General features: G+C 31.3%; 17 protein-coding genes and 2 pseudogenes. 17 read left to right on the forward strand and 2 right to left on the reverse strand.

The genetic code is table 11. From position 1 onward, the window contains the following. Positions 1 to 99: 99 nt before the first annotated feature. From G9F71_RS04770 to G9F71_RS04845, 16 genes and pseudogenes are all read left to right on the forward strand, one after another. A pseudogene (locus tag G9F71_RS04770) lies at positions 100 to 159 on the forward strand (helix-turn-helix domain-containing protein); the annotation flags it as partial. Positions 160 to 622: 463 nt separating this feature from the next. Further along, positions 623 to 913, forward strand: a complete 291-nt coding sequence (locus G9F71_RS04775) for a nucleotidyltransferase domain-containing protein (RefSeq protein WP_164951902.1) — start codon at positions 623 to 625, stop codon at positions 911 to 913. Then, on the forward strand, positions 900 to 1,295 hold the full coding sequence (locus G9F71_RS04780; protein ID WP_125004816.1) for a nucleotidyltransferase substrate binding protein: 396 nt from the start codon (positions 900 to 902) through the stop codon (positions 1,293 to 1,295). The genes G9F71_RS04775 and G9F71_RS04780 overlap by 14 nt, the downstream gene beginning before the upstream one ends. A gap of 88 nt (positions 1,296 to 1,383) precedes the next feature. Continuing rightward, positions 1,384 to 1,581 carry an RNA polymerase sigma factor gene (locus G9F71_RS04785; protein ID WP_164951903.1) on the forward strand — a complete coding sequence of 66 codons (198 nt, stop codon included), beginning with the start codon at positions 1,384 to 1,386 and terminating at the stop codon, positions 1,579 to 1,581. A 99-nt stretch (positions 1,582 to 1,680) separates the two neighbouring features. Further along, positions 1,681 to 2,604 (forward strand): serine hydrolase domain-containing protein, encoded by a 924-nt coding sequence (locus tag G9F71_RS04790; protein ID WP_164951904.1) that lies wholly within the window; start codon positions 1,681 to 1,683, stop codon positions 2,602 to 2,604. 218 nt (positions 2,605 to 2,822) lie between these two features. After that, a pseudogene (locus G9F71_RS04795) lies at positions 2,823 to 3,679 on the forward strand (helix-turn-helix transcriptional regulator). 348 nt (positions 3,680 to 4,027) lie between these two features. Then, positions 4,028 to 4,180, forward strand: coding sequence for a hypothetical protein (locus G9F71_RS04800; protein ID WP_164951905.1), 153 nt, complete (start codon positions 4,028 to 4,030; stop codon positions 4,178 to 4,180). A 152-nt stretch (positions 4,181 to 4,332) separates the two neighbouring features. After that, on the forward strand, positions 4,333 to 4,725 hold the full coding sequence (locus tag G9F71_RS04805; protein WP_207712082.1) for a hypothetical protein: 393 nt from the start codon (positions 4,333 to 4,335) through the stop codon (positions 4,723 to 4,725). A gap of 92 nt (positions 4,726 to 4,817) precedes the next feature. After that, entirely contained in the window at positions 4,818 to 5,417 is a 600-nt protein-coding gene (locus G9F71_RS04810) for a DUF4272 domain-containing protein (protein WP_224626186.1), read from the forward strand. A 39-nt stretch (positions 5,418 to 5,456) separates the two neighbouring features. Then, entirely contained in the window at positions 5,457 to 5,930 is a 474-nt protein-coding gene (locus G9F71_RS04815) for a nitroreductase family protein (RefSeq protein ID WP_164951907.1), read from the forward strand. 83 nt (positions 5,931 to 6,013) lie between these two features. Next, positions 6,014 to 6,178: an SAM hydroxide adenosyltransferase gene (locus G9F71_RS04820; RefSeq protein ID WP_309559719.1), complete on the forward strand. Its 165-nt coding sequence runs from the start codon at positions 6,014 to 6,016 to the stop codon at positions 6,176 to 6,178. A gap of 832 nt (positions 6,179 to 7,010) precedes the next feature. Next, complete coding sequence (gene ltrA, locus G9F71_RS04825) at positions 7,011 to 8,651, forward strand: group II intron reverse transcriptase/maturase (protein WP_224626189.1); 1,641 nt, start codon at positions 7,011 to 7,013, stop codon at positions 8,649 to 8,651. A gap of 135 nt (positions 8,652 to 8,786) precedes the next feature. Continuing rightward, a complete protein-coding gene (locus G9F71_RS04830; RefSeq protein ID WP_164952492.1) occupies positions 8,787 to 9,599 on the forward strand; it encodes an Rpn family recombination-promoting nuclease/putative transposase in 813 nt (270 codons plus the stop codon). 157 nt (positions 9,600 to 9,756) lie between these two features. After that, the gene (locus tag G9F71_RS04835) at positions 9,757 to 10,635 is read left to right on the forward strand and encodes an SEC-C metal-binding domain-containing protein (protein WP_164952487.1); all 879 of its coding nucleotides are present in this window, start codon (positions 9,757 to 9,759) and stop codon (positions 10,633 to 10,635) included. A gap of 18 nt (positions 10,636 to 10,653) precedes the next feature. Next, positions 10,654 to 11,847, forward strand: a complete 1,194-nt coding sequence (locus G9F71_RS04840) for a plasmid pRiA4b ORF-3 family protein (protein WP_164952488.1) — start codon at positions 10,654 to 10,656, stop codon at positions 11,845 to 11,847. 123 nt (positions 11,848 to 11,970) lie between these two features. Continuing rightward, complete coding sequence (locus tag G9F71_RS04845; RefSeq protein WP_164952489.1) at positions 11,971 to 13,668, forward strand: oleate hydratase; 1,698 nt, start codon at positions 11,971 to 11,973, stop codon at positions 13,666 to 13,668. Positions 13,669 to 13,770: 102 nt separating this feature from the next. On the opposite strand, the gene G9F71_RS04850 is transcribed toward G9F71_RS04845, so the two are convergent. Together G9F71_RS04850 and G9F71_RS04855 are read right to left on the reverse strand one after the other, a co-directional pair. Further along, a complete protein-coding gene (locus G9F71_RS04850; RefSeq protein WP_164952490.1) occupies positions 13,771 to 14,328 on the reverse strand; it encodes a TetR/AcrR family transcriptional regulator C-terminal domain-containing protein in 558 nt (185 codons plus the stop codon). Positions 14,329 to 14,522: 194 nt separating this feature from the next. Next, positions 14,523 to 15,890 carry a D-serine ammonia-lyase gene (locus G9F71_RS04855; protein ID WP_164952491.1) on the reverse strand — a complete coding sequence of 456 codons (1,368 nt, stop codon included), beginning with the start codon at positions 15,888 to 15,890 and terminating at the stop codon, positions 14,523 to 14,525. 576 nt (positions 15,891 to 16,466) lie between these two features. On the opposite strand from G9F71_RS04855, the gene abc-f reads away from it, so the two are divergent. Then, complete coding sequence (gene abc-f, locus G9F71_RS04860) at positions 16,467 to 18,119, forward strand: ribosomal protection-like ABC-F family protein (RefSeq protein ID WP_164947770.1); 1,653 nt, start codon at positions 16,467 to 16,469, stop codon at positions 18,117 to 18,119. The last annotated feature ends 153 nt before the right edge of the window (positions 18,120 to 18,272 follow it).

Genomic DNA, 18,272 nt, shown 5'->3' on the forward strand with positions numbered 1-18,272 from the left:
TTAAATGTATTATAAGTAAAAGACTTACTCTAAAAGGTAAGTCTTTTACTTATATCTACATATTAAATCTGCAGAGATACATAATAGATATAATTATTTGGATGCACTAGGTTTGTATATAATCGAATGTTGGCTGAAAGAATAAAGTCCTATGAATAAAATAAACATATCAAAGTACCTAAATTAAAATCTATGATTAAGATAGAGCAACATAGAAAGTTCTAGCTTCGCAGAGTTGACCAAGAAGCTCCAACCGCTTAGGTGGTGAGTAGTTCACTAATAGTACATTCAGTAATCCCTTATTGATGTTGAAAATATGTTTTAATAGCATTATAATGAATTAGTCAATGCTACAAGTTAAATTGTTATTATTTTAGAAGAATAGGCAAAAGGACAGTAATGTAATTTGAAAAACACCCTTACTTTTCAAATGAAATAGGGTTAGAGTTATATTATAATAAGTAAAAATTCTATTATAAAATAAAATTATGAAAGATAGAATGAAGTTAAATCAAAGTTTTATTCATCAAGTATGATTATAAAAAAATGGCATATTAAATAATTTGAATTATTTGTTTACCGCGTGGATAAAAAAATTAAGTACAATAGGGGAGCGAGTATATTGAATTTAGAAAATAGAATAGTTAATAAAATAGTTGATATATCAAAGAAACATAAATATATTGATAAAATTATTATCTTCGGGTCACGAGCACGTGGTGATAATTTATTAAAAAGTGATATTGATTTAGGTGTGTATTCTGATAATTCTATTGCAGAATTCAAAAATGAAATTGAGGAGAAAGTTAGTACTTTATTAGAGTTTGATTTTTCACATATGAATAATATTGAAGATAAGTTTTTTATAGAACAAGTTGAAAAAGAAGGGGTGATTATTTATGAGAAACCTTGATTTTAAGTATATGAATTTGAAAAGGGCATACGATAGACTTAAAGAAGTTAGTGATTTATACGACGGTAAAAATGAAATAATAAGAGATAGCTTAATTCAAAGGTTTGAATTTACCTATGAGCTCACTCATAAAACACTTAAAGAGTTTATGAATTTCCAAGGAGTAACCCTCGAGAACTCATTTCCACGTACAATATTTAAAAAGGCATATGTTAACAATATTATATCAGATGAATTGGTATGGATTAATTTATTAGAAGATAGAAATTCTACATCACATATTTATAACGAAAAGTTAGCTAATGAAATTGCAGAGAGAATAGCCAATAAATATGTTGACTCCATTGGTGAATTAATTAAAAACTTAGAATTATTAATGTAGTGTAGTAAGGGGTCAGACCCTTGTAGAAATTTAGTTAAATTGCAATATATTACAATTGAAATGCAAGAACTATGATAAATCCTCCTTTATGGAATTTTTTAAGATTTACGAACGATATTTGTACAGCATATGCCATAGTTACACTCAAAATGAACAAGATTCTCTTGATATTGTACAAGAAACTTATATAAAAATTTTTAAAAATATTTCAAGGTTTGACGAGACAATGCCTTTTCGACCTTGGATACCAAGAATTGCAGTAAATACAACTATGTTAAAAGTTTAAATAATTACATTGCTACGTTGTATAATTCAATAAGGACAAAATAGTTAAATGTGGAAAATTAAGCTTATTTATATTAGGCGAAAGTTAGGAGAAGAGAAAATGAGAAATTGTATATTGGATGATTTAATTGAATCAGTTAAAACGCAAAATCTTCATGTCCTTAATGTGGTAGTAAGAAAGGATGGAGATATAATTGCTGAACATGATTTTGAAAAAGAAAAACCAACCCTTTTATGGTCTGTAAGCAAGACATTCACATCTATGGGAATCGGCATTGCAGAAAATGAGGGATATTTTAGCCTGAATGACAAAATTGTAGATTATTTTGCAAATGATATTATACAGATGAGTGATTTTTTTAAAAAAATGACTATTCATGATTTACTTTGTATGGGCACAGGACATGCAAGATGCCCCGTGACAAAAGCAATGGAGGAAAATAAGCCGCTTGATGATATTAGCAAGCTTTTCTTTGAAGAGCCTCTTGTGTTTGAACCAGGTACACATTTTTTATATAATAACGCTGCAACTTATATGCTTTCAAAGCTTATTAGTATTACAACTGGGTATAGTCTGAAAGAATATTTAATGCCTCGTATTTTTAAGCCGCTGGGAATATCTGAGCCACAATGGGATTCCGATGTAAATGGTATATCATTTGGATGTTCAGGATTATATTTAACGGCAGGAGAATTATCAAAATTTGGTCAACTCTTACTTAATCATGGAGTATGGAACAAAAAACAGCTTATACCTGCAGATTATATTGAACAGGCTACGAAATCGCAAATTGATACATCTGAATTCAATGAATATTTTGCAACTGCTGATCATAAACAAGGATACGGTTACCAAATATGGATGAATTCATATCCTAATTCCTATCGAATGGATGGATTGTATGGACAATATGTAGTAATATTGCCAGATAAAAATGCAGTAGTTACGTACGTTTCAAATGAACCATCAAATATGACAGGAGTTTTAGAATTAACATGGAATACAGTAGTTGATAAACTATAAAAGATACCTTAATTTCTAGAAAATAAAAAAGCCTACCATTTTTCAACAGTTGACTTTCTAATTATAAATCACAATTAAACCCAACACTTCAAAGTGTTGGGTTTAATTATGCTAAATCATTTATAGAAGTCTTAAACATCAAAACATATAGCCATTGGAAATTATGAAAATCGAGCAGTAAAGGGGCGATTGCTATTAAAATTTACAGACTAATTGGTATTCTAACTACATTACTACAAAATGAAAAAGTAACAGCCCCATACCTTGCAGAAAAATTTGAGGTTTCAAGGCGAACAATAAATAGGGATATTGAGGATATTTGCAAAGCGGGGATCCCAATTGTCACATTTCAGGGAGTAAATGGTGGTATAGCTATTGCTGACGGATATAAAATAGACAAAACTATTTTCACTTCAAATGAGTTAGGAGCTATTTTTACAGGGCTTAAAAGCCTTGATAGCATTTCACAGACAGCAAAATACAGGCAGCTAATAGATAAGTTTTCGTCTGGTAAAAATAACGTCTACTCTGCCGAAAGCAATATTTTGATTGACCTATCCTCCCACTATAAAAATACACTATCCCCTAAAATTGAGAATATCAAAACAGCAATTGCGGAAAATCGAGTAATATCATTTGATTATTATTACAGCAAGGGGGAAACACAGAAACTAATTGAGCCATACTTAATTGTATTTCAATGGTCGTCATGGTATGTTTTGGACATTGCTGTGAAAAAAAAGATTTTCGCCTGTTCAAACTTAATCGTTTGTGGAATTTAACTGTTACGGAGCAACATTTTGAAACGAGAGATATACCACAAAAGCAAGTTGACTTTGATAGCTATTTTAGTGACAAAATTATGCTTGTCGCAGTATTTGATAAAATTATGAAACATAGACTGATTGAAGAATATGGTATAGATAGCTTTTCATACACATATGACGGGAATATACTCTTTAAATTTGGTTTTACAAATAAAGAAAACTTGCTCAGTTGGGTTCTAAGCTTCGGCGATAAAGTTGAAGTTATTGAGCCTTCGCCTCAGTCATTGAGGGTGAAGGAGGTAGGATAATAGAGCCAGAGGGATATATATTCAGCATACTTAATTAAAAATGTTAATGATGATTTATGTTAGCATACATCTTAATAACTAAATTCATTATTTAATTTAGTTATAGGGGGAGCGATATAAGTCTCTCTTTTTTTATGTAAAGGAAAATATAAAATAATAATTGGATTGAGATGATTCAAATAAATGAAATGAAATAATGGCATTATTTAAGGTAGGAGTAAATATATACAATGATATAAAAATTTACATTTAGTATAAAATTTTAAATACGCGCTACAGTAATTTATGGTGAAGGATTTATATATAGAATTTATGGCATAGGCATCTTTTAGCTTATCGGATTATCTGTTGAGAGTAAAAAAAGCATCTACAAGTACTGAAAAAGTGATAAAGGTAGCAGAAAAAATGATAGTAAAAGGGCTTTCCATAGATGATATAGCTGAAATAACTGAGCTTACAGTAGAAAGATTAATTGAAATAAAGCATAATATGGTGCATTAGAACCATAGGGAGCATAACTAAAGGAAAATATCCACCGCTTGGGTAAGATGAATTTATCCAGGCGGTTTTTTATATTAAATTATTTGGAGGTGTTATGTAGTCAGCGGCATAAATTTTTATGGTAAAATAAAAGAAGTTAAAAGATATAAACGTTGGAATTAGGAGCTATTGTCACCCCCGGGGGTAAAGCAGGATTAAGGAGGCAAATGTGGGAATATTTAATAGGAAAAAAAAGGAAGATAAAAAGGAAAAAGGAAAAAGGAGTACTAACTTTATACTCAATTACTTTAGATAGTCAAAATATTTATGAAATAGCAAAGGAAGAATTTTTAGAACAAACAAAATCAATTAAAAAAATAGATGGTGGTATAGAATTTATCTTTAAAGATGATACATACTTAGATTTGCATTTGCAAGATAATGAAGATTATATAATTACGCAAACAAATGGAATTGCAAATTTTTTTTCACAAGCACCATTAGTAAACAAAGAAGTTTTAGAGCAAGCGATATTGCAAATTCAATTGCAAGTTCAGATATATTAAAAAGAGAAGTAGAAGCAACAGCTAAAGATGAGGAAAGATATAAAAGAATTATTAGGGAATGCGATGAAAAGAAGATAGCACATACGAATTTTATGTTAGGTACACAAATCATGGAAGAAGAAGTTGCTGTCCCAATTGTAGAAGCAATAGTTAAGAGGTCGGTAGCTATATTTTCTTCTGCTTTATATGCAGAATGTTTACTAATGGAAGATGGATCTGTAGGACTTGCAAAATATGAATTTGAAGAAATGAATAAAATATATGGAGTTATAAATTATCTTAGTAATAGTGAAAAAGAATATATAGAAATGAATGAGCCAGATAGAGTCACATCTATACAGTTTGCATGGCAATATGAAAGATGTGCTATATTAATATGGGCTCTTGGATTTATAGAATTAAATCCATCAACTGAAATTTGTAATGTTAGTAAAATTGCTGAAGTATTAAGACGTTATGATTCTTTGAGTGCATTAATACAAGATTCTAACATTAGAAGTAGCGAAGAGTTATTGGACATGCATACAAGAAATTTATATTATCACTGGGCTTGTGTGGAGGCAAGGATAAAAAACCAAGAGATATTAGCAGGATTAGATTCAGGGGTAGTACAAGAACAACATTATGCTTTAAATTGGCTTGTTAGTGCCAATGGAGAATGTGATTGGGATGAAATTTGTCCTAACACATAATCTGGAGATTGAATACTAATACTTGAAACATTGATATATTTGTCGTATGAAATATATCAAGTTTCTGGTACTTTTAAAAAATCTAAATTATCTAGGGAAGTAATAGTGAATTCTAATGAAAAGGTAGTTTGTGTTATATCTGTGGGATATAAGGATGAGACTAGATCTGATTTTGCTAAAAAAAATTTCAAATCAACTAATAGAAAACCAGTTGATAAATTAGTCCTTAATCACGAGAAAGTGCTAAATGTACCTGAATATATACAAAAGAGCATAGAGTATGCTAGGATTGTACCTTCTGCGATAAATAGGCAACCGTGGAAATTTAGAGTATATGAAAATGAGATAGATATGCTGCTTGATAAAGGTATAATCAAGATTGATAGGCTTATAGAATCTAAAAAACTTGATTTAGGAATAGCTCTTTTCCACATTGCAGTTGTACTTAATCATTATAATAAAGAGTTGAATATATCATTTGAAAAAGAAGTCTTTGCAAAAATTACGGTATAGGGTACATTACCATTAGCAAGTAAAATCTGTCAGCATACACTTCCATATTTTACAATGGGCCCACTCTTGTATACAACAATTCTATAGTTTATAGGAAATCATTTGCAGACGTATACGTAAGTGAGCAGTTAATTTATGTTAACTCAGTATACCGTATGGCGGTTGCAATAAACCAAGGGAACTTTGCCAAGGCTTATATCATCGGAATTGGAATACATTGGAGTATAGAGTTTAAAAAAATAGATTAGAGGTTTTGAAAAGAATAGAAACGAAATGATAACTTATGGGCGATAATAATTATATAGGGTACTGCAAATATTATAAGCAGAATCATTAAGTACTTATAAGGGCTTTTTCATTTTAGTGTAGAATAAAACGTAATTTTCTGATAAAATAAAGATAAGTAAGCATGAATAAAATAATGAATAATAGTCAAAGGTAAATATTGAGGATGTGATAAAATGACTAAGAAAAAAGTAAAATCAATAGATGACAATTTCATAATGTCACCAAAATATGATTTTGTATTTCTGTGACGAGAGGTCGGTTTAAAAGCTGCCTAAGTATTAACTAAACTTTTGGGCTATCCCTACCATTTGGGGTAATGCTACCACAGGTGCATTTTTGGCAACAGAAATGTACTAAGCTGTTGGGACAAAGCGGGAAAAATGGGAAACCTTATCCTATCTACTGCAAGCATAAATGATGTGTTATGAACAGGATAAACAAACTGTTGCAAGGCTCGTTAAGTCAAACAAGCGAAAAAAGGTTGACACGCTTGGACAAAAAAGGTGAGAGATAAGGGCATAATGTCTGAAAATGCAGTATGCAAGATGGTCAGTATCTCCGGGCTATAGACAGGTTCTAAGGCACATTGAATTGGTTTTAAACTGGAACTCGGTAAGCCCTATACAGGCCCTTTTTTTTATGGGAAGTAGAGGGTATAGGAAAGTATAAAAAGCGAAAGATCTTCTGTAATGGAAGGTATAACTCTTCAATATTTGGAGTGATCCGAAAGGATGCTGACTTATACTATGGTGCTTGATTACATTAAAGGAATGAATCTTACGAATAAGGGAGATGTGTATACTGTTAATTAAACAGACTGCAAACTTAGACGAAAAACAAGCAAGCTTTTATTGGAAAAGCATTGATTGGAAAAACATTGAAAAATTCGTTAATAAGATTCAAGCTAGGATTGTAAAGGCGACTATTAATAAAAATTGGAAACTTGTAAAAGAATTACAGCGAATGCTGGTTCATTCCCACTATGCTAAACTAATGTCAGTAAAACGTATAACAACAAACAAAGGTAAGAAAACACCGGGCATAGATAATATACTCTGGAATTCAGCAAAGAAAAAATGTGAAGCAGTAAAGTTGCTTAACAGTAAGAACTATAAACCTAAACCATTAAAAAGAGTAAATATACGAAAACAAAATGGGAAATTGAGACCGCTTGGAATAGCTACAATGCATGATAGAGCTATGCAAACATTATATATGATGGGATTGGATCCTGTTGTAGAAAGCATGAGTGACAAAACATCATTTGGATTTCGAAAAAACAGAAGTTGTGTAGACGCTATGTCACAAATATTTATAAACTTTAGTCGCAAGTCATCCCCAACATGGGTTCTAGAAGGAGACATCAAAGGCTGTTTTAATAATATATCACATAAATGGCTAACAGATAACTCTCCTATGGATACTAATGTATTAAATAAGCTTATTAAATCTGGATATGTATATAAGGGGAAACTATTCTCTACAAAAAGCGGAACCGCACAAGGTTCTCCAATTAGTCCTTGTTTAGCTAATTTTACTCTTGATGGTATAGACGAATTATTGAAAAGCACATTTAAAAGAAGTACAAAAATCCGAAATAATGAAAGACCCAAGGTTAATCTAATCCGCTATGCGGATGACTTTATTGTTACAGCTCCCGACAGTGAAACTGCTATAAAAGCAAAAGAAATAATAAAAAGTTTTTTAATCCAAAGAGGGCTAGAATTGTCAGATGAAAAGACAATAATAACTCATATAGATGAAGGCTTTGATTTTATTGGATGGAATATAAAGAAATATAAAGGTAAGTTGCTGATTAAGCCATCTCAAAAATCAATTAAAAGGGTAATAAGTAAAATTAGTGCGATTATAAAGGGGAATAAATCAGTAGAACAGGATATATTAATAATAAAGTTAAATCAAATAATAACTGGATGGAGTAATTACCATCAATGTGCTGTATCAAATGATATATTTCAAAAGATAGACCATATTACATTTCAAATGTTATGGAAATGGGCAAAAAGGAGACATCCTAACAAAGGCAAAAGATGGATAAAATCAAAATACTGGAAAGTACACGGTGCTAGAAATTGGGTATTCAAGGATAATAAGAAGCTGATTTTAATGAGTGATAAGAAAATAATCAGACATATACCACTAAAGCTTAATAAAAATCCATATACTGATACTCAATATTTTGAAGAGCGAAAGTACAAATTGGGAGCAAAGAAGCTAACCGGAATATTTAAAAAATTATGGGTAAAACAGAATGGAAAATGTACTATATGTGGATTATCAATGGACACTGCTGAAGAAAGAAGTATAACATATAATAATAATAATAATAATAATAATAATAATAATCCTATTGGAAATAAACAAAAGGATAAAGTATTATTAGCACATAGGGCTTGTACTTTAACCAATTGACCAATTATTAATAGAAACCGGCATTTTCATGCTAAAGAATGCTTTCAGGGGCTTGAGCCGTATGAAGGGAAACTTTCAAGTACGGTTCTTAGACGGGAAAGTGGAAGTAATTCCACCTACCTAGTCAGCAAGTATATATTTGGAAACGAAAAACATAAAGATTTACTAATAGCACTACTAAGTGATGTATTAGGTGTCCCAGAAGAAGAATTTGAGGGAATAGAAATAATAAATAGTGAACTAATAAAAGACTTTAAGGAAGACAAAAAAGGGATTCTTGATGTACGAGTAAAAACAAAAATAGGAAAGCAAATAGATGTTGAAATACAAATATTGCCAACGGATTACATGGCAGAACGTACTATTTTCTACTGGAGCAAGATGTATACAAGTCAGATAAAACCAGGAGATACTTACGACAAGTTAAAGAAATGTGTAACTATAAATATAGTAGATTTCAAGTGTACACCACTAAAAAAACTGTATTCTAGTTATCATTTGACAGAAGATAGAACAGGTTATAGATTGACGGATATAATTGAGGTACACTTTTTGGAAATCCCAAAATTATTTGATAAAGATATTGAGAGAGATGAAAATGATCCAATAGTTCAGTGGATGGAATTCTTAGATGCAAAATCGAAGGGAGAGATGGAGATGCTGGCAGAAAAGAATAAGGATATAAAGAAAGCCTATAACTTATTGCAAATAATAAGCAAGGATGAAAAGGCTAGAATGTTATATGAGGCTAGGCAGGCAGAAATTAGTGACCAGCTTACTAGGATAAAATCAGCAGAGGAAAAAGGAATAGAAAAAGGCGCAACGGAGAAAGCAATAAAGGTAGCCGAAAAAATGATAATAAAAGGGCTTTCTATAGATGATATAGCTGAAATAACAGAGCTTACAGTAGAAAGTTTACTTGAAATAAAGCGTAATATCCTGCATTAGAAATAGACTAGTATTAATAATAGTATTAAGTAAAGCATTTCATTAGAGTGAAATTTAATGAAATGTTTTTTGTATTTATAGAATGTCCATTATAAGGTGAATTGGAAACTAATGGTTATTAGCAAAGTGAAATTAAAATATAGATTAGGAGAAAAAAATGAAAAACGATGTAGTAAATACGCGTAAGATATCTATAATCAAAAAAGAAATTCAAAAAGAGTTGGTAGTTAAATCAAAGTTTTATTCATCCAGTATGATTATAAAAGAAGTCTATTGCACTAATCCCATGTGTGAGTGTAGAGATTTGACGTTGAAATTCTTGAAGGTTGATGAAATGAATAATGAAGGCAAAATACTTTTTAGTATAAAATTAAACCTTGATACCTTTAAAGTAATAGATAAAGTTAGCTATGATAAGGCTATTAAGGTTGATGAAATAATAACAGAGTTTTTAACTGGACTTGATATCGAAATAAGAGATAGATTTAATGAAAATTATAAAATTTCTAAGGGGTTGGAAGGTGAAAAAAAAGTAAAACCTATTAGTGAGAAGGTGGTAGAGATTACAATGAGTGGGGGCTGTGTATCTTTTAATGAAATTTTTGATAATGTAGAAACAATCAATTTTAGAGATGAAAAAAGCAATTTAATTTATATTGATGACCTATATTGTATGAATCCTAAGTGTCTTTGTAATGAAGCGTATCTTTCTTTTATAGCGGTTAATGAATTGGACAATAATGGTGAAAATGTTTTTACATTAAGATACAAGTTAAAGAGTGGAAAATATGATGTTGAATCTAAGTCATGTACTGATGAATATATGAATGATATATTAAAGGCATTTAATAAAGAAGAAAAACAAATGCGGGAGAATTTCAAAAAACGGTATAAGGATATGAAAGTAATTGGTAAGCAAATACATGATAAAAATAAGATGAATACAGCACCACAAACAGCAACGCTACAAGTAGGAAGAAATGATATTTGTCCTTGTGGAAGTGGTAAGAAGTATAAAAAATGCTGTGGTTGTTAATGAAAGAGGTGCATAAAAATGGATTTATCAATATGTGAAGAAAATATTTTGCAGCTTGTTCAGGATTTCAATACATTTATGGAGTATATTGAAGAGGAAAAACCTGTTTTATCTGTTAAAAAAGAGGTTCTTGGAAAAAGTGACTCTTTTAAGCTTAATTCTAAGCTTAACTTTAATAAGGCTGTGACAGCACCAAATTATAATCAAGACCAATACTTTAGTATAGACTTAATGTTTTCATTGGCTGTTGATAGTGGATTATATGTAGTAGCAAATGATGAGAAAGAAAAAATGAACTTGGTAAAGACTGAAAAAGTAGAGTTGTTTTTAGAACTTAATAATTTTGAAAAATATGTATTTATAATTGAAAACTACTGGTCAAAGTATGACTTTTGTAAAAAATACCCAAGATGGAGTGGTACAATAGCTTTATGGAATATTGTAGCATCTATTGCTAAGGGAAATTTGGGAGAACCTATTTTAAAACAAGAAAATACGCAGATAGTATTTTCAACAGCTGTTTCTTTTCTCTGTCAGTTGTCTTATTTTGGTTTATGTAGCTTGGAACTTATTGAAGGTGTTAAAAATAAGTATGAAGACACAGTTAAGGCTATTATTCCAACAGAATTAGGTATAGTAATTTGTAAAAAGCTATTAACTGAAGGGTTTAATTTTTGGAATATGGAAGATGTGGAAACGTTAATGGAACATTTAGGTATAAAAAGAGGAGAAAAAAGTTTATTCTTTGTACTTAAAGATATATTTCCAGATAATATAGTACAAAAAACTATTGAAAATGAAGTTCAAATAGATAGAAGTGGTGTATATACTTTTAAAGTTAGTCTTTCTAAAAGTTTGTGGAGAAAGATAAGAATGTCACATAGAAATACTTTTGAGGATTTACACTTTGCAATTCAAAGTGCTTTTAATTTTGATAATGATCATCTGTATGACTTTTATATTGGTGGAAATAGGCGCACTGCAAAAATTACTTATGCTGGAAATCCTCAGGAGGGAATAGTAGATGATATTACTATAGGGGAAGCTAGTCTTTACAAAGGACAGAAGATTAAATACATTTTTGATTTTGGTTATCAATGGGAATTTAATATAATAGTAACTGATATTGATAAAAATGCAACATTGCCTATACAGCCTGAGGTTATTGAATCAAAAGGGCAATCGCCAGAGCAATATCCAGAATGCTACTAGCAAACCTATAATTTTATTAAAAAGTTGCACATTTGATGAAGATTGATGATTTCATTCTTCCTATAATTATATTATCCTATAGTGGAAGTATATAGTAATCAACATTTAGGAAGGTGAATATTTATGGGAAATTATCAAAACATTAATACTTTAGAACCAGAAGGCATTGAAAACAAAAGAGCGTATTTGGTTGGAGGGGGTATAGCCTCTCTTGCGGCTGCCGCATATTTAATACGAGATGGTCATATGGATGGTAAAAACATAACTATTTTAGAACAATCACATATTATCGGTGGTAGTATGGATGGATGCGGAAATGCAAAGGACGGTTATATTGTTCGAGGTGGAAGAGAGATGGAAGAGCACTATGAGTGTTGCTGGGATTTATATGGCAAGATTCCATCTCTAACTGCTCCTAATCGAACTGTTTTAGATGAATTCCGCGAGTTAAATGATGCTGACCCTAATGAGTCAACTTGTAGATTGCTTCAGAATTGTGGTGAAAAAGCAGATTTTTCTTCTCTTGGGCTTAAGGATAATCACATTAAGCAACTTACTATGCTTTTCCTTGCAACCGAAGAAGATTTGGGAGCTGCAACTGTTGAGCAGTATTTTGATCAATCCTTTTTAGAAACTGATATGTGGTGTTTCTGGCGTTCTATGTTTGCATTTGAAAATTGGCATAGCGTTGTGGAAATGAAACGTTATATGCAACGTTTTATGCATTTGCTTCCTGGAATGAGCAGTATGAAAAACATTATGTTTTCAAAGTACAACCAGTATGAATCTATGATTCTTCCACTTGAAAAATGGTTGCAATCTAAAAATGTAGTCATTGACCTAGATTCAAAGGTTACAGATTTAGATATTGACATAGAGGCAGATAAGAAAACAGTTACTGCAATTCACTTGGTGCACAATGGTAAAGATGAAGTAATTCATACAACAGTGAATGATTTAGTATTTGTTACTAATGGATCTATGACAGAAAACTCTACTATTGGAAGTATGCATGAACCTGCAATAACTAATCGTGGGGCTTCTGGCTGCTGGGATTTGTGGAAAAACATTGCAAAGAAAGATTCTTCATTTGGAAAACCAGAAGTATTCTGTAGTGACATCGACAAAAGTAAATGGGAATCTTTCACTATAACTAGCAAAGATGCTAGAATGGCAGACCTGCTTAAGGAACTCACCGGCAGAGATCCATACTCTGGTAAAACAGTTACTGGAGGCATTATAACTATTAAGGATTCAAACTGGCTTTTGAGTGTAACTTGCAATAGACAACCTCATTTTATTGACCAACCTAAGGATGTTTTAGTAATATGGGCTTATGGTCTTTTCCCTGACAATATTGGTGATTTTGTGAAAAAGAGAATGAGCGATTGTACTGGTGAAGAAATGATGACAGAGCTTTTATACCATTTAGGCATCAAAGATGAGATATCAGAAATTCTTAAAAACGTTAATGTTATCCCTTGCATGATGCCTTATACCACAAGTCAATTTATGCCTCGTGTTAAGGGTGATCGTCCTGATGTTATTCCACAAGGGAGTACCAATCTTGCCTTTTTAGGACAATTTGCAGAAGTTGCAGATGATTGCGTATTCACAGTTGAATATTCCATTCGTTCAGCTATGATGGCGGTTTACACATTACTTAACCTTGATAAAAAGGTGCCAGAAGTATATCCTACTAAATATGATATTCGTGTGGTTGCAGCAGCTGCAAAGGCATTATATAGTGGACGACCTCTCCCAGGAGAGACTATTGTGCGCAAGCTTTTGAAAAACACAACACTTGAAGGTTTAATTTAAATATATAACAAAAAGAACAAGAAAGTACATGCTTTCTTGTTCTTTTTGTTATATATTTTTATAGTAGCGGTAGTGGCCATAGATTAGTATGAGCAATTGCTATTACTGCATTTCACATTTTAATAATGCTCTATGGATATCCCCACTAATTATATTAGCTAGATTATCAATAATCTGATCAGATTCATTAATCATATTGGTTCTTATCCATTCAAGTAATAATCCTACAAAAGCAAATTTGTAAAAATTAACCACAAATTCTTTCTTTTCCTGTGAAACTTTCATGTCCACTGCGATTTCATCTACAACGTTAACCACGAGGGTATACACTGCGCTGTATAAATGGGTCTCTAAGTGTTCACGTCCAATGGAGTTATAGGTATTTAACACCATTTTACGATTTTGATCCAAATAGATCAATATCTTCAAAAATCCCTGCTGCCATGTTTGATAGGTTGTATTTTCTTCCATGGCACTAGCAACTTCAGTTCTGAAAATCCATTCTAAAAGTGCATAGATATCTTGAAAGTGATAGTAGAATGTACGGCGATTAACTCCACAGTCCGAAACAATATCATTAATTGTAATTTTTGCTAAGGGTGTGGTATTCATTAGTTTTTTCAAGGATTCTGCTAAAGATTCTTTTGTAGTTTGGTGCATACATTATATCTCCTTTCCATTGGCGTTATATATATTATATTTAAAGTAAACTCTTTAGTCAATGTGAGATAAGTCAATACATGGGAGTAAAATTTTGTGCCTAACAATAAGGGGTTTTGGAAGAATTGTGTTTAAGTTCTAAGGAAATATATACGTTGGTAAATTTCAAAGGCCTTAATTTTTATTTCTATATGCTATATAAGTTGCTGATACTTATGGCCTTTTTCGTAATAGGATTCCATTACATCATTTGGAACCATGCTTCCTCCAGTAGCCCAGGCAATGTGCGTAGAATTTTTCATTTTGTTTTTTAAATTATGACTCTCTATATACCTTTGTCCTGCTTCATCTTTAAATACATGAACTAAGCCAGGTATACCCGCTAAAGCAGAAGGTTCAAGATTAATATTTTCAAGGTCCGCTATTGTACTTAAAAGCATATATAAATTTTCGTCTTGTACTGTGTATACTCCACTAATCAAGTTTTCTAATGTTTTCCCCACAAAACCTGAAGGCCTACCAACAGCAAGTCCATCTGCATCCGTAATATTATCTATTCCAAAATCTTGAACACATACTTTATCATGCATCTCTGTGATTAATCCTATAAGCATACATGGAGAATGGGTTGGTTCAGCGAAGAAACAATGTACATTATCCTTGAATACTAATTTTAAACCAAATGCAACTCCACCTGGTCCGCCACCAACTCCACATGGCAGATAAACAAATAGTGGATGGTCTCCATCTACAAGTACAGCCATTTCTTCTAATTGAGTTTTTAACCTATAAGCTGCAACTGCATATCCCAGGAATAAATCAGTTGAACTTTCATCATCAACAAAATACATGTTTGGATCCGCAAGTGCTTGTTTTCTACCTTCTTCTACTGCTTTACTATAGTCTGATTCATATTCAATTACTGTAACACCCTTACTTCTAAGTAGGTCCTTCTTCCATTTTTTTGCATCAGCTGACATATGAACATATACATTGAATCCTAGCTTGGCACTCATTATTCCAATGCTAAGACCTAGATTTCCAGTTGATCCTACTGCAATAGAATATTGAGAAAAAAACTTTCTAAACTTATCGCTATGGATAATTGAATAATCATCTTCTACTGTTAATATATTATTTTTAATAGCCAAATCTTCTGCATGTTTTAATACTTCATAGATACCACCTCTTGCTTTAATTGATCCTGAAATAGCAAGATGGCTATCACATTTTAGAAGTAGTTGACCTAAAATTTCTTGATTAAACATTTCCTCAATTTTTTTTTGCATATTAGGAATTTTAATAATAGGAGATTCGATAATTCCATTATTTTTTATTGTTTCTGGGAAAACCTTAGCTATATAGGAGGCAAATCTTTTTAGCCTTTTTTCTGCATCTTTTACATCCGATTCTGATAAAGAAACCTTTTTTATAGCATCTTCAAACTTTCCATATTTAGAATTAGTCCAAAATACTTCTTCTGTCAAAATAATTTTGTTTATTAAAGGAATTTCTTGTTCCCATTCCCTTATAGTTTTTCCTTCAATTATTTTATTTTTCATTGGACACCCCTTTTTCTTTAATTCATTCCATGGATGAATGTTTCCATAATCAGTAAAAGAATATTGCCTTAATAAAAATCTTTTAATTAAAACTATTTGCCTCGTAGGTACAATAAGGAAAGTGTAATTATTGTATCATAAAATACATAAGATTTTCATGTGAGATTTTACTATGAACTATAGTTGCATTATTTTTTCAATAAAATTGGCAATAGCTATCGATTGTAAGTGGCAATAAAGTTTTAAGTTAACAGCTTTTGAGGAAAAACTATCATTGACAATATTTATTCTTAATTCTATAATTAGGTATAATCTATGAAAGGTAAGGTATTTGGAGATATGAGAATATAATTCACTTAAAGAATTTTTTTAATAAGACGATGATAAATTCCCAATTGAGGATTTTTTTGTTGTACATTTTATTGAAATTGTGAGTGGATATTAACTTGTTGATGTGGATATTACCTTAAATGTTATTCCTAAGAGTATTATTTAAAATACTTTAGGGTATTTTTATGATAATTATTAAACTAAAGCAAACTATTATCCTCTCCAAATTAAAGGAGGGGTTTTTTTATGTTATTAATTGAAGGTATAAATATAAAAAAATATTATGGAGACAGACTTATACTTAATATAGAAGATTTTAAAATATACTCAGAAGATCGGATAGGTCTGGTGGGACTTAATGGTTCGGGTAAGACTACACTTATTAATATACTTTGTGGCGAATCTGAACCTGATGAAGGCTTGGTTAGAAGGTACGGAATCCATAGCGTGGTAGATCAACTTGGTTCCAAAGAATATGAAGACATAGACAAAAAAGTAGCTAATCAATTTGGTACTCAGCATAAATGGAACAATAATTTAAGTGGCGGTGAGAAAACAAGATTTAAAATGGCTAAATGCTTTGATAAAGGTAATAATATAATATTCGCGGATGAGCCAACCAGTAATTTGGATGTGGAGGGTATAGAGCTTCTTAATAATAAGTTTAAGGAATATAGGGGCGCCCTGCTAATCATATCTCACGATAGGGAGTTTCTAGACAAGTTATGTAATAAGATAGTAGAGATAGATGAGGGAAAGCTAAAGGAATATAAGGGTAATTATACAGACTTTAAACTTCAAAAGGATTTAGACATAGAAAGAAGTTTATTTGAATTCAATAAGTATGGGAAAGATAAAAAAAAGCTTGAAGATGCCATGGATGAGACAAAACAAAAGGTTGGGGCTATGAGAAAGGCTCCAGCAAGAATGGGGAATTCAGAAGCAAGACTTCATAGTAAAATGGGCAACCAGAAGGCAAAGGCTAATCTAGATAGAGCTGCAAGAAACATGAAAGCTAGAATGGATCATCTTGAGGTAAAAGAAAAACCTAAAAAAATTCAAAGCATAAAGCTAGATGCATTAGATAATGGTGAGCTTTATAGTAAGATAGTTATTTCAGGAAAGAATATAAGTAAGTCTTTTGGAGATAAAATTATATTTAATAATACAGAGTTTGATATTTATAATTGCTCAAGAACTGCGCTTATAGGGCCTAATGGTAGTGGAAAGAGTACTCTTATTAAGATGATTTTAGAAGGAGACATATCAATTAAAACAGCTAAAGGTGCAAAAATAGGTTACTTCAGCCAGGACATGAATATTCTTAATGAGGAGTTTAGCATTCTGGAAAATGTAATGGAAAATAGTGTTTATGATGAAACTTTTGCACGAATCCTATTAAGCAGACTTCTATTCAAAAAAGAAGAGGTTTATAAGAAGGTTAAAGCACTAAGTGGAGGGGAAAGAGTAAAGGCTTCTTTTGTGAAGGTATTTTTGAGTGATATTAACTTGCTTGTTTTGGATGAACCAACAAATTATCTGGATATATATTCCTTAGAGGTTGTGGAAGCGGCATTAAAGGAATACGGGAGAACCCTTCTATTTGTATCACACGACAGAAGATTTATAAGTACAGTTGCAAATAGTATATTATCCATTGAAAAACACAAATTGATCACTGTTCGTGGCAGTTATGAAGAATTTATGGAGAAAAGCAGTAATAAAACAGATGTAAGAGCAGAAGCTTTGGAAAATCAAATCTTTGTTCTCGAAAACCGCCTGTCAGGGATTATCAGTAAGCTTTCCGTACCGTCTAGAAAGGATGATCCTGAGAAACTGGATAGGGAGTATTTTGATGTATTAAAGAAGTTAAAGGAACTTAAGATAGAAATAGATTAAGGTATATCTAATTTAACGGTAGTTATATTCAATGTTATAGGAGAACAGAAAAATAAGGATACGAAATTGGTATTCTTATTTTTATAATACTTAGCCTTGTGTATCGGAATACGGAATGTAGAAATATTTATACTTATATGTAGGGATATGAAG

It is taken from the genome of Clostridium sp. FP2, from assembly GCF_011065955.2.
Classification (GTDB): domain Bacteria; phylum Bacillota; class Clostridia; order Clostridiales; family Clostridiaceae; genus Clostridium_AD; species Clostridium_AD tagluense.